Annotated in this window: 12 protein-coding genes; all 12 read right to left on the bottom strand. The window is 72.6% G+C overall.

Translation table 11 applies throughout. The features are described from left to right. Window positions 1–125: 125 nt before the first annotated feature. The 12 genes from KLP28_16900 to KLP28_16955 all read right to left on the bottom strand — a co-directional run bounded on the left by KLP28_16900 (window position 126) and on the right by KLP28_16955 (window position 12,400). Window positions 126–917 (bottom strand): rRNA pseudouridine synthase, encoded by a 792-nt coding sequence (locus KLP28_16900; protein ID QWC85168.1) that lies wholly within the window; start codon window positions 915–917, stop codon window positions 126–128. After that, window positions 914–1,519, bottom strand: a complete 606-nt coding sequence (gene scpB / locus KLP28_16905) for an SMC-Scp complex subunit ScpB (protein ID QWC85169.1) — start codon at window positions 1,517–1,519, stop codon at window positions 914–916. Before scpB ends, KLP28_16900 begins: the two co-directional genes overlap by 4 nt. Next, entirely contained in the window at window positions 1,516–2,337 is an 822-nt protein-coding gene (locus tag KLP28_16910; GenBank protein QWC87064.1) for a segregation/condensation protein A, read from the bottom strand. Before KLP28_16910 ends, scpB begins: the two co-directional genes overlap by 4 nt. 55 nt (window positions 2,338–2,392) lie before the next feature. Further along, entirely contained in the window at window positions 2,393–2,737 is a 345-nt protein-coding gene (locus tag KLP28_16915) for a hypothetical protein (protein QWC85170.1), read from the bottom strand. Next, a complete protein-coding gene (locus KLP28_16920) occupies window positions 2,722–3,654 on the bottom strand; it encodes a ParA family protein (protein QWC85171.1) in 933 nt (310 codons plus the stop codon). The genes KLP28_16915 and KLP28_16920 overlap by 16 nt, the downstream gene beginning before the upstream one ends. A 299-nt stretch (window positions 3,655–3,953) precedes the next feature. Beyond that, complete coding sequence (gene xerD, locus KLP28_16925; protein ID QWC87065.1) at window positions 3,954–4,871, bottom strand: site-specific tyrosine recombinase XerD; 918 nt, start codon at window positions 4,869–4,871, stop codon at window positions 3,954–3,956. 59 nt (window positions 4,872–4,930) lie between these two features. Beyond that, on the bottom strand, window positions 4,931–5,527 hold the full coding sequence (locus KLP28_16930) for an NUDIX hydrolase (protein QWC87066.1): 597 nt from the start codon (window positions 5,525–5,527) through the stop codon (window positions 4,931–4,933). A gap of 41 nt (window positions 5,528–5,568) precedes the next feature. Then, window positions 5,569–7,278, bottom strand: coding sequence for a CTP synthase (locus KLP28_16935; GenBank protein ID QWC85172.1), 1,710 nt, complete (start codon window positions 7,276–7,278; stop codon window positions 5,569–5,571). Between the two features lie 120 nt (window positions 7,279–7,398). Beyond that, a complete protein-coding gene (locus KLP28_16940) occupies window positions 7,399–8,427 on the bottom strand; it encodes a copper transporter (protein ID QWC85173.1) in 1,029 nt (342 codons plus the stop codon). Further along, window positions 8,424–9,656, bottom strand: coding sequence for a hypothetical protein (locus KLP28_16945; protein QWC85174.1), 1,233 nt, complete (start codon window positions 9,654–9,656; stop codon window positions 8,424–8,426). The genes KLP28_16940 and KLP28_16945 overlap by 4 nt, the downstream gene beginning before the upstream one ends. Before the next feature lie 88 nt (window positions 9,657–9,744). Then, on the bottom strand, window positions 9,745–11,457 hold the full coding sequence (gene recN, locus KLP28_16950; protein QWC85175.1) for a DNA repair protein RecN: 1,713 nt from the start codon (window positions 11,455–11,457) through the stop codon (window positions 9,745–9,747). Beyond that, on the bottom strand, window positions 11,450–12,400 hold the full coding sequence (locus KLP28_16955; protein ID QWC87067.1) for an NAD kinase: 951 nt from the start codon (window positions 12,398–12,400) through the stop codon (window positions 11,450–11,452). The genes recN and KLP28_16955 overlap by 8 nt, the downstream gene beginning before the upstream one ends. Window positions 12,401–12,407: the final 7 nt, after the last annotated feature.

Raw genomic sequence — 12,407 nt, forward strand, 5'->3', positions numbered from 1 at the left:
TCCTCGGCCGGCCTCAGCCGGGTCGGTCTCCCAGGGTCGGGCACGACCCTACGCGCAGCGCGGGCCGCGACGACACGCCACGGCAGGTCCCATGGCAGGGCTCGCGGCAGAGCTCGCGGCAGGGTTCACAAGGATGCAGCGTCCAGGAGCGCACCGAGCTCCTCCGAGCTCAGGTCCCGCAGCGCTCCGCTGCGCAGCCCGTCGAGGCGTACGGGGCCGATCGCGGTGCGCGTCAGCCGGCGGACGGGGTGACCGACCTCGGCCAGCAGCCGGCGGACGATGCGGTTGCGGCCCTCGTGGATGGTGAGCTCGACGATCGAGCGCTCGTCGCGGCGGCCTGTCGCCGCAGCCACCGACACCACGCGGGCATCGCTGACCTCCACGGGGCCGTCCTCGAGCTGCACACCGTCGCGGAGGCGACGCAGCACCGCCTTGGACACCTCGCCGTCGACCTCCGCGACGTAGACCTTGTCGACCTCGTAGGAGGGGTGCGCCAGCCGCTGGGCGAAGTCGCCGTCGTTGGTCAGCAGCAGCAGTCCGTCGGTGTCGGTGTCCAGGCGACCGACGTGGAAGAGGCGCTCGGGACGGGCGGCCACCACGTCGCCGAGGTGGCGCCGCCCCTCCGGGTCGCTCATCGTCGAGACCACGCCCCGGGGCTTGTTCAGCGCCAGGTAGACGTGCGCGCTGACCGGAGGCAGCCGTCGCCCGTCGACCCTGATCACCGCGCTCGTCGGGTCCACCTTGGTGCCCAGCCGCGTGACGATCTCGCCGTCCACCTCCACCAGGCCGTCGAGCATCAGCTCCTCGCACTTGCGGCGGCTGGCGACGCCGGACTGGGCGAGCAGCTTCTGCAGTCGTACGAGCCCGTCGTCGTCGGGGGTGCCGCCGGGCGGCTGCGACGTGGGGGGCGGGTTCATGCCTCGACGGTATCCAGGGCCTCGACGTCCTCGATCGACGGCAGAAACGGGGCGATCTCCGGCAGCTCGTCGAGCGAGGTCAGCCCCATGCGCTCGAGGAAGTACGTCGTGGTGCGGTAGACGTACGCGCCGTGCTCGCCGTCGGTCCCCGCCTCCTCGACCAGGCCGCGGAGCAGCAGCGTACGCATCACGCCGTCGACGTTGACGCCGCGGATCGCGGAGACCCGCGCCCGGGTGACGGGCTGCTTGTAGGCGACCACCGCCAGCGTCTCCAGTGCCGCCTTGGTCAGACGCGCCTGCTGGCCCTCCAGCACGTGCTTCTCCACGACCTCGGCGTACGCCTCCCGCGTGTAGTAGCGCCAGCCGCCGCCCACCTGCCGCAGCTCGAACCCGCGGCCCTGCACGTCGTACTCCGCGGACAGCCCCTCGAGAGCCTCGGCCACCTCCGCCTCGGGCCGCTGCACCGCCGTGGCGGCGGTGGCGGTGCTCATCGGCTCCTCGGCCACGAGCAGCAGCGCCTCCAGGGCCGGGCGCAGACGCTCGGCCGGGACACCTGCGGGTGCCTCGTCCGCCGGCTCCTGCTGCATGGTCGGTTCGGTCATGACGCGCCCTCCTCGGACTCGGGTGACCCCTCGAACTCGTCGACGCTCAGGTCGACGTCGGCATCGGCCGCTGCGGACCACCGCACCGTCAGCTCGCCGAGCGGACTCGGCTGCTCGAAGGCGATCACGCCCTCCCGGAAGATCTCCAGCAGCGCGAGGAAGCGGGCCACCGTCGTCGGGGTGTCGGCACCGGAGACGAGCGACCTGAACGTCGTCGTGCCGTCGCGACGCAGCCGTGCGAGCACCAGGTCGGCCTGCGCCCGCACGCTGACCGTGGGCGCGTGGATGTGGGTGAGGGACACCTCCTCGACGGGGCGGGGCACGAGCGCCTGCTCGGCCAGTCGGGCCAGCTCGGCCGGGCCGAGCCCGATGAGCACCTCGGGGAGCAGCGTGGCGAAGCACTCGTCGAGCCCCACGGTGCGCGGGTGGCGACGCTCCTCTCTCGCCAGCCGCTCGTCGAGCACGCCGGCGACGACCTTGAACGCGCGGTACTGCAGCAACCGCGCGAAGAGCAGGTCGCGCGCCTCCAACAGAGCGAGGTCCTCGTCGTCCTCGACGTCACCCTGCGGCAGCAGACGCGCGGCCTTCAGGTCCAGCAGCGTCGCCGCCACGACCAGGAACGACGTCGTCTCCTCCAGGTCCTCCGTCGCGTCCAGGGTCTTCACGTGGGCCACGAACTCGTCGGTCACGCGCGACAGCGAGACAGCCGTGATGTCGAGCTTGTGCTTCACGATCAGGCTGAGCAACAGGTCGAACGGTCCCTCGAACACGTCGAGATGGACCCGGAAACCGCCCGCCTCCTCGGCGACCGGTGACATCTCCCGCGAGTCGGCGTCGTCGGGTGCCTCGAGAAGGGTGGTCACGGCGTCGAGCTCACTGCTGCCGCAGCAGCGTCACCAGGTCGCTGTGCTCGCCACGCTTCTCCAGGTCCACCAGGGCGAGCGCGACCGCGGCCCGCACCACGCGCCCCCGGTCCGCGGCCAACCCGTGGCGACGGCGCAGCGCGATGCGGGCGTCCTCGATGTCGAGCAGCTCGTCGGAGGAGATGTAGACGGTCATCTTCTCGTCGTGGCGTACGCGCCCCGTCGGCTTCGGCTCGGCCGGGTCGCGCGTCTCGACGTCGAGCCCGCTCTCCCCCGAGGGGTCGACAGAGGCGTCGCGGACGACGGTCGGGCGGAAGAGGTCGTCGGCCTCCGGCAGACTCACGCGGCGAGGCACCGGGCCACCACCTCTCGTGCCAGGTCGCGGTAGGCCTGCGCCCCCGGCGAGGCGGACGCGAAGGATGTGATCGGCTCGCCCGCGACCGTGGAGTCGGAGAACTTCACCGTGCGCCGCACCACGGTGTGGAAGACCGCGTCGCCCCAGGCCTGCACCAGCCGCTCCATGACCTCGCGGCCGTGGATCGTGCGACCGTCGAACATCGTGCCGAGCACTCCGTCGACCTTCAGGCGCGGGTTCAGCCGCTCGGTGACCTTGTCGATCGTGGTCTTCAGCAGGGCGACGCCGCGCAGGGCGAAGTACTCGCACTCCAGCGGGATGATCACGCCGTCCGCCGCGGTCAGGGCGTTGACGGTCAGCAGGCCGAGGCTGGGCTGGCAATCGATCAGGATGACGTCGTAGTCCGCCACAGCCGGCTGCAGCACGCGGGACAGCGTCTGCTCACGGGCCACCTCGTTGACCAGCTGCACCTCGGCGGCGGAGAGGTCGATGTTGGAGGGCAGGAGGTCCATGCCCTCGACGCCCGAGGGCACGACCACGTCGGAGACCGAGACGTCCCGCTGCAGCAGCAGGTTGTAGATGGTGAGCTTCATGTCGTGGGGGTTCAGCCCCAGGCCCACCGAGAGCGAGCCCTGGGGGTCGAAGTCGACGAGCAGCACCTTGCGCCCGAGCTCGGCCAGCGCCGCCCCGAGGTTGATCGTCGTCGTGGTCTTGCCGACACCGCCCTTCTGGTTGCACATCGCGATGATCCGCGCGTCGCCGTGCCGCGAGACCGGGGCGGGCTCCGGCAGGTTCGGCAGCGGCCGGCCGGTCGGACCGATCACGGGCTCGGGGGGCAGACCCGGGATCTGTGCGGGCGCTTCGTCGGCGGGGCGGCGCAGGACGGTGCCGACCCCGTAGGTGCCGGTGGAGTACATGGGGGCTCCTGGAGCTGAGAGGGTTCCGGCGTCGGGTCCGGAGTGACATGTCGACAAAATCGACCTCGTGCTCGGGACAGTACGGCGACCTCGGCGGTCAGCCGGCGCGACGCGCCGCGCCGGACGGAATCACACCATGGGCCATCGGCAGCTTGTGGATAACTCAGACCCACCTGTCGACTCATGCCGTCCACTCGTGGGCATTTCGGACATTTCGCTGTGCAATACACGATGTGCTCGGCGCGGCGCAAGAGCTGACAGGACCCGGTTCGGACCATTCCCGCCCGGGGCCGCTCGTGCTAGTGCAGGGCCCGCGGGTGGCTGGCCGCGTACACCTCGCGGAGGCGGTCGACCGTGACCATCGTGTACACCTGGGTGGTCGTGACCGATGCGTGGCCGAGCAGCTCCTGCACCACCCGCACGTCCGCTCCCCCGTCGATCAGGTGCGTGGCGTAGGAGTGCCGCAGCGTGTGCGGTGAGACCTCGACACGGATGCCTGCCCGCTCCGCGGCCTGGCTGATCACGGTCCAGGCGCTCTGCCGCGAGAGCCGCCCCCCACGGGAGTTCAGGAACAGGGCGGGCACGCCGCGTCCCTTCGAGGCCAGGCCCGGCCGCGCCCTCACGACGTAGGCGCGCAGGGCCTCCACGGCGTACGAACCCAGCGGCACGATCCGCTGCTTGCCGCCCTTGCCGCGCAGCAGCACCGAGGGTCGGGCCTCGTCAGAGCTGTCCAGGGCGAGGTCGTCGACGTCCAGCGCGACCGCCTCGGAGATGCGGGCACCGCACCCGTACAACAGCTCGAGCAGTGCTCGGTCCCGCAACGCCAGTGGCGTGTCCGGCGCCGACGCCGCCGCGAGCAGCGCCTCGACGTCGGCCAGCGGGAGCGCCTTCGGCAGCCGCCTCGTCGGTGTCGGCGGCTTGACCGGGGCCGCGGGGTCGTGGCGCACCAGTCCCTCCCGCACCGCGAAGCGGTGGAAGCCGCGCACGGCGACGAGCGTGCGGGCCGCCGAGGCGGCGCCCAGCGGCTGGTGCGCCTCGTCGCCCTCCCGGAGATGCGCCAGGAAGGCGCCGACGACCTGCTCGTCGACCGCGTCGAGGTCCTCGATGCCGGCCGTGCCGAGGTAGGCGAGGTAGCGGCGCAGGTCGCGGCGGTAGGAGCCGAGCGTGTTCGCCGAGAGGCCGCGCTCGACACCGAGGTGCGCGAGCCAGGTCTGCACCGCGGACTCGATCCGCCCGGGCTCGTGCGCCGGCGCCGGGGCGTCGTCGATCGGGACGCTCACGACCCCGGTCCGCCGAGCCGCTTCACCTGCCAGGCGAGGATCGCCGCGACCAGGGGCGCGTCCGTCACGCGCCGCTCGAGCACGGCCGTGACCAGGTCGTCGGCCGGCACCATCACGACGTCGAGGTGGGCCTCCTCGTGACGCAGCTCGAAGTCTCCGCGTCCTGCGTGGCTCAGGCCCGTGGCGAGGTAGACGTGCTGCCGCTCGGCGAGGATCCCCGGGCTGGGCAGGAGCTCGAGCAGGGGCTCCCAGTGCTCCGCGGCGAGCTCGGCCTCCTCCCGCAGCTCGCGCTGGGCCACCTCGAGCGGGTCCTCGTCGTCGCCGTCGCGGACGCCGGCGGGCAGCTCCACCAGCCGTCGTCCCACAGCGTGCCGGTACTGCTGCAGGCACACGACGCGGTCGTCCTCGTCGACCGCGAGCACCACCACGGCTCCGGGGTGCTCCAGCACGGCCCGCGACATGCGGTCCTCCGGATCCCCCGGTGCGTGCACGGTGTACTCGCGGACCGCCACGATCCAGTCGCTGCGCCACGGGGTGTGCGAGGAGACCACCGGCCAGGTCTCCTCCCGGTCGGTCACCTCGGCGCCCCGCAGGGTCGCCGCCGCAGCGGCGGACGTGTCGCGCTCCTGGTTGCTCACGACGCGGTGACCGGCTCCGGGACGGTCTCGGACCCGGCGGACTCCTCGGCGTCCAGCGGGAAGCGCAGCTCGTTCTGCCGGTTGATCGCGGCCTCCACCAGTCCCGCGAACAGCGGATGGGCACGCGTGGGGCGCGACCTCCACTCGGGGTGCGCCTGGGTGGACACGTAGTAGGGGTGCGTCTCCCTCGGGAGCTCGACGAACTCGACGAGACGGTCGTCCGGCGAGGTGCCGGAGATGACGAGCCCCGCCTGCGACAGCTGCTCGCGGTAGGCCACGTTCACCTCGTACCGGTGCCGGTGCCGTTCCTCGACCGAGGTCTCCCCGTACGCCTCGGCGACCACGGAGCCCGGAAGGAGCGTCGCGGGGTACAGCCCGAGGCGCATCGTGCCGCCGAGGTCGCCGGCCCCCTCCACGATCGCCTCCTGCTCGGCCATCGTGGCGATGACCGGCGCGGAGGTGTCGGGGTCGAACTCCGTGGAGCCGGCGTCCGCGATGCCGCACACCTCCCGGGCGTACTCGATGACCATGCACTGCAGACCGAGGCACAGGCCGAGCGTGGGGATCTGGTGGGTCCTGGCGTACGTCAGGGCGCCCAGCTTGCCCTCGAGACCGCGGACGCCGAACCCTCCCGGGACGCACACCGCGTCGACGTCGGAGAGCTGCTTGGCTGCGCCCTCGGGGGTGGCGCACAGGTCCGAGGGGACCCACCGGAGCTCGACCTTCGCATCGTTGGCGAAGCCTCCCGCGCGCAACGCCTCGGCGACCGAGAGGTAGGCGTCGGGGAGATCGACGTACTTGCCGACGAGGCCCACGACCACGTGCTCGGCCGGATGGTGCACCCGCTCGAGCAGCTGGTCCCAGGTGCTCCACTCGACGTCGCGCCACGGCAGGTCCAGCCGACGCACCACGTAGGCGTCCAGGCCCTCGGCGTGCAGCACCTTGGGGATGTCGTAGATCGACGGCGCGTCCGCGGCGGTGACCACGGCCTCCTCGTCGACGTCGCACATGAGCGAGATCTTCTTCTTGATGCCCTCGGGCAGCGGTCGGTCGGCGCGGCACACCACCGCGTCCGGCTGCAGGCCGATGGACCGCAGCGCCGCGACCGAGTGCTGGGTCGGCTTCGTCTTCAGCTCCCCCGACGGGCCGATGTAGGGCACCAGCGAGACGTGGATGAAGAAGACGTTGTTGCGGCCGACGTCGTGCCGGACCTGCCGTGCGGCCTCGAGGAACGGCAGGGACTCGATGTCGCCGACCGTGCCGCCGATCTCGGTGATCACCACGTCCACCTCGTCCGAGGCCATCGCACGGATGCGGTCCTTGATCTCGTTCGTGATGTGCGGGATGACCTGGACCGTGTCGCCGAGGTAGTCGCCGCGACGTTCCTTGGCGATCACGTCGGAGTAGACCTGGCCGGTCGTCACGTTGGCCCGGCCCGCGAGGTTCGTGTCGAGGAAGCGCTCGTAGTGACCGATGTCGAGGTCGGTCTCGGCGCCGTCGTCGGTGACGAAGACCTCCCCGTGCTGGAACGGGTTCATGGTGCCGGGGTCGACGTTGAGGTACGGGTCGAGCTTCTGCATGGTGACCCGCAGCCCACGCGACTTCAGCAGGCTCCCGAGGCTCGACGCCGTCAGTCCCTTGCCCAGCGAGGAGGCGACGCCGCCGGTGACGAAGATGTGCTTGGTCGGCTGCGCTGAGGCCAACATGACTCCCGTGTCGTGGTCCGGGTGGACGCCGTCCGGCGAGCCACCTTCACGGGGTTCCACCCTACCAACGAACCGGGCCGCGGCACTCGCCGCGACACCCTCGCTCGCTCACCGGGGTGGTCAGCCCTGCCCGTCACCCGTGTCGTCGCTCGTGTCGTCCCCGGCGAGGTCGCCCGTCGCGTCGGAGGCCGCGGGCAGCGCACCGTCCGACCCGCCGGCGGCGCTGTAGTGACCCACCCCGCCGGCGGCCTGCTCGGCGAGGGCCAGCACGAGCGCGACCTTGCCCGTGGTGAGGTTCACCGGGTCCACGGTGCTCACGCGTCGCGCGGCACCAACGTCGGCGAGCAGCGACCGCAGGGCACCGTCGTCGACGGCAGCGCTCGTCGGGCCGGTCAGCACGACCCCGTCGACCTGCTCGTCGACACCCGAGAGGAGCGAGGCGAGGATCTCGCCCGCACCGGACCGCTCGAAGGAGGCGGCGTCGTCCTCCGCTGCCGCGGTGCCTTCGGCGATGCCGGGGGGAGCCACGACCAGCACCAGGTCGGCTCGGGTGTCGGTGGAACCGGCCGATGCCAGCAGCTCGGCCGTCGCCAGGCCGGACTGCAGGGCCTCCGCGCCTGCGTCCAGCGGCTCCGGTGCACCCTGCACGCCGATGGCGCGGCCGATGATCTGGCCCATCCGCTCGTACGCCGCGGGGTCGCCCGTGACCTGCACGTCCTCCGCCCCGGCGACGAGCTGCCTGCCGAGCTCGTCGACGAGCTGTCGCTGCTCGGGGTCGAGCAACGCCGGGGACAAGCGGTACGTGGCGGCGACCGACCCGCCCGCCTGCTCGACCAGGGTGGTGAGGTCCGGCACGAGGGCGTCGTTGGCGCCGGGGAGGGTGACGACAGCGACCGCGTTGCCCTCGAGGCTCCCGTCCACCACCTCCGGCGACAGCGCCTCGGCGAACGCGTCGGTGTAGCGCAGGTCCGACCGCAGGGCCGAGATGCGGTCGCTGAGTGTGGCCTTGCGGGCTCGGTCGGCCTCGATCTGCCCGACCAGGCTGTCGTCGACCTCGCCCTGCAACGGCCCACCGCCCAGGGCGATGCCCACGGCCAGTGCCAGGAACACCGAGACGAGGGTGACGACGTGGTAGCGGAACGAGATCACGGTGAGAGTCCTCCGGGCAACGAGTCCAGCAAGGGTTGCGACCAGGTGCGCAGCTGGTCGAGCAGGTCCTCCGCGATCTCCTGACCCACCGGAGTCGTCGTGAAGGCGGCCACCAGCGCCACGAGGCCGGCCAGCACGACGAGGAGCAGCTGCCAGGTGCGCACGCGCCCGGCGTAGAGCTCCGGCACGGCCCGGGCCTCGACCAGTCGTGCCCCGACCTTCAACCGGGTCAGGAAGATGCTCGCGAGACCGGACCGCTGGCGGTCCAGGAACTCCTCGAGCGTCGCGTGGCTCCCCGCGGTGATGATCACGGTCGGGTCGGCGAGGTCGGCGACCAGCAGGGCGATGTCCTCCGGTGTCCCCGACGTCGCCATCACGTGGTGGCGTACGCCGAGCCGCTCGAGGCGGGCCGAGCCCGCCGCACGTCCGGAGGCATCGGCATGGAGCACGACGTCGCGAGCCCTGCGCAGGGTGCGGTCGGAGACGGAACCGGTGTCGTTGCCACCCGTGGTGACGGGGCGCCCGAGACCACCTTCGCCGACGATCACGACGTCAGGTCGCAGTCTCGCCTCGACCAGCGTCTCCGCTCCGCCGTCCACCCCGATGAGCACCGGGTGCTGCTCGCGGATGAACCGACGCAGGCGCGCGACGTCCTCGCGGTGGTCGTACCCGCGCGAGACCACGACGACCGGGCGCCCGTGGATGCGCGTGCGCAGCGACGGAGTGGACAGGCCGTGCAGCAGCAGGTCCTGCTCGCGGCGCAGGAACTCCGAGGTGCTGGCGGTGAAGGTCTCCAGCTGTGCGGCGAGACCCGTCCGCGCCGAGGCCATGCGCCGCTCGATCTCCTCGAGGGTCAGGCGGTTCCCGGTCCAGGCGCGCTTGCCGGCGATCAGCCGGTCGCCCGTGACACGGGCCCGGCTGCCCTCCGGCAGCTGGGCGACCACCTCGCCTCCCACGGCCTCCAGGAGCACGACGCCCGCCTCGGCCAGCACCCCTGCACCGAGGCTGGGGTAGCGACCCGAGAAGAAGGAGGACCCGTTCACGACCGCGGCGACGTCGGCCTCGACCAGCGCCTGGGCGGTCTCACGGTCCAGGTCGGTCTCGTCGACGACGACGATGTCACCGGCGTGCACGCGTCCGAGGACGGCACGGGGCCGGCGATCGACCCGGGCGCGGCCGCTCGCCCCGGCGTCGCCCTCGGCGTCGGAGGCTCTCGGGGTCGGCTTCATGGCGCGGTCATCCTCGCACGCAGTGGCACCCGCCCCGCGGACCCGAGCGCGTGCCCCGCACCTGATGTGCCGACGACGGTGCCAGGGGTCAGTGGGTGGTCGACTCACGTCTGGCGTGGGCCAGCAGCTCCTCCGCGTGGGCGAGCGCGGTGTCGGACTCCTCGAGCCCGGCGAGCATCCGCGAGAGCTCGCGGACGCGATCGTCCTCGGCGAGGGTCGTCAGCCCCGACCGGGTCACCGACCCGTCCGAGGTCTTGGCCACGACCACGTGGCTGTCGGCGAAGGCCGCCACCTGTGGCAGGTGCGTCACCACCACCACCTGCGCGTGGCGGGCCAGCCGAGCCAGGCGCGCGCCGATCTCGACGGCGGAGCGCCCTCCGACACCGGCGTCGACCTCGTCGAAGACGAAGGTCGGCACCGGGTGGGTGCCCGCGATGCAGACCTCGAGGGCGAGCATCACCCGGGACAGCTCGCCGCCCGAGGCGCCCTTGCCCAGAGGCCGAGGCTCCGCGCCCGGATTCGGCGCCAGCAGGATCTCCACGGTGCAGGCGCCGTGGGGAGCGAGCCGGTCGGGGGTGATCTCGCCGCGTACGGTGACCTCGACGCGCGCGTCCGGCATCGCGAGGCCCGCCAGCTCGGTCTGGACCTGCGCGGCCAGCACGGGAGCACTGTCGGCTCGGGCCTCCCTGAGAGTCGTGGCCGCGGCCAGGGTCTCCGTCTCGAGCGCGGCCACCCGCTCGACGAGCTGCGTGACCCGCTCGTCGCTGTCGTCCAGCTCCAGCAGCCGTGCCGCCGCCCGACCGCTCCAGGCGAGCACCTCCTCGGTGGTCTCGCCGTACTTGCGCAGCAGACCGACGACGGCGGCTCGGCGTTCGGAGACGTGAGCCAGGCGTGCGGGATCGACGTCGAGCGAGGTCGCGTACGCGGCCACGTCCGCGGCGACGTCGGCGAGCTCGTAGGAGACCGTCGCCAGGCGGGCCGCCAGGTCGGCCGCCTCGGGGTCGTGCACCCCCGCTGCGTCCAGGTGTTGTCGGGCGCTCGCGACGGCGCCGAGTGCGTCGGGGGCCTCGTCGTCCGCGGACAGGGCCGATCGTGCTCCTTCCGCAGCGGTGCGCAGGGTCTCGGCGTTGCCCAGACGGGACTCCTCCGCGGCCAGCGCGTGCTCCTCCCCCGCCTGGGGGTCGACGTCCTCGACCTCGGCGAGGCCGAAGCGCAGGAGGTCGGCCTCACGCGCACGATCCCGGCTGCGTTCGCGCAGGTTCTCGAGCTCGGCTCGCGCCGCGGTCCAGGCCGTGTAAGCCGCGGCGTACGCGCGAGTCGCCCTCTCCACCGGCTCTCCCGCGAAGGCGTCGAGCGCGGTGCGCTGGGTCTCGGGCCGGGTGAGGCGCTGCTGGTCGGACTGGCCGTGCACGGTGACGAGCGCGTCCCCGAAGGTCGCGAGACGCGCGACGGGCACGGCAGCACCGCCCACGAAGGCACGAGAGCGGCCTGTCGCGGCGAGCTGACGCGTGACGATGACCTCGCCGTCCTCCACGAGACCGCCGAGCTGCTCCACCTGCGCGGCGAGCCCGGTCTCTGGATCACCGTGGGGGATCCGCACCAGGCCTTCCACACGCGCCACCGGGCTCCCCCGCCGCACCGCACCGGAATCCGCGCGCCCCCCGAGCAGGAGGCCCAGGGCGGTGATCAGCATGGTCTTGCCGGCACCGGTCTCGCCGGTGATGACGGTCAGGCCCGGGTGCAGCGGGAGCACCGACTCCTCGATGACACCGAGCCCGGTGATCCGCAGCTCCTCAAGCACGGGACTCCCCCACCCGATCGCGGTGGCGGCCGAGGTCGCGCCACCCGTCGACGGGGAGGTCGAACTTCGCCACGAGACGATCGGTGAACGGTGCGTCGTGCAACCTGACCAGGCGCACCGGACGCTGCCCGCGGCGCACCTCGACCCTGTCACCGGGGACCAGGTCGATCGTGCGCCGCCCGTCGCACCACAGCACGCCCTCGCCCAGGTGGGCGTGTCCCATCTCGATGGCGACGACGGAGGAGGGAGCGACGACCAGCGGTCGCGCGAAGAGCGCGTGAGCGCTGAGCGGGACGACCAGGAGCGCCTCGACCGACGGCCAGACCACCGGCCCCCCGGCCGAGAAGTTGTACGCCGTCGACCCGGTCGGCGTCGCGCACACCATGCCGTCGCAGCCGAACCGCGACAACGGTCGTCCGTCGACCTCGACGACGACCTCGATCATGCGCTCGCGGGAGGCCTTCTCCACGCTCGCCTCGTTGAGCGCCCACAGCGTCTCGACCAGCTCCTGACCGCGGTAGACCGACACATCGATGGTCTGCCGCTCCTCGGAGACGTAGTCGCGCCGCACCACGGCCTCGATCGTGGGGCCGACGTCCTCGGGCTCGGCCTCGGCGAGGAACCCGACGTGCCCGAGGTTGACACCGAGCAACGGCACGCGCGCGGCGCGGGTCAGCTCCACCGCACGCAGCATCGTGCCGTCCCCGCCGACCACGACGACGAGCTCACACCCCGCGGCCGGGTCCTCGTCGGGGGCCGAGACCGGCTCGAAGGGCAGCTCCAGCTCGGCCAGGTCGGACGCCGGGACGCGCACCTCGATGCCGGCCTCGAGCAGGGCCAGGCCCATCTCGGCGGCGACCTCGACGGCTCGCGGTCGGCCCCCGTGGGTGACGACCAGCACGGCACGCGGCTCGGATCCCGAGCCGACCGGCTCGGGGAGCACGTCGGTC

It is taken from the genome of Nocardioidaceae bacterium (assembly GCA_018672315.1).
Taxonomy (GTDB): Bacteria; Actinomycetota; Actinomycetes; order Propionibacteriales; family Nocardioidaceae; genus TYQ2.

Coding starts and splice junctions, on each gene's coding strand:
- KLP28_16910 (QWC87064.1), bottom strand. CDS start 2,337: ATGTCACCGGTCGCCGAGGAGGCGGGCGGTTTCCGGGTCCATCTCGAC.
- KLP28_16945 (QWC85174.1), bottom strand. CDS start 9,656: ATGAAGCCGACCCCGAGAGCCTCCGACGCCGAGGGCGACGCCGGGGCG.
- scpB (QWC85169.1), bottom strand. CDS start 1,519: ATGACCGAACCGACCATGCAGCAGGAGCCGGCGGACGAGGCACCCGCA.
- KLP28_16900 (QWC85168.1), bottom strand. CDS start 917: ATGAACCCGCCCCCCACGTCGCAGCCGCCCGGCGGCACCCCCGACGAC.
- KLP28_16935 (QWC85172.1), bottom strand. CDS start 7,278: ATGTTGGCCTCAGCGCAGCCGACCAAGCACATCTTCGTCACCGGCGGC.
- KLP28_16920 (QWC85171.1), bottom strand. CDS start 3,654: ATGTACTCCACCGGCACCTACGGGGTCGGCACCGTCCTGCGCCGCCCC.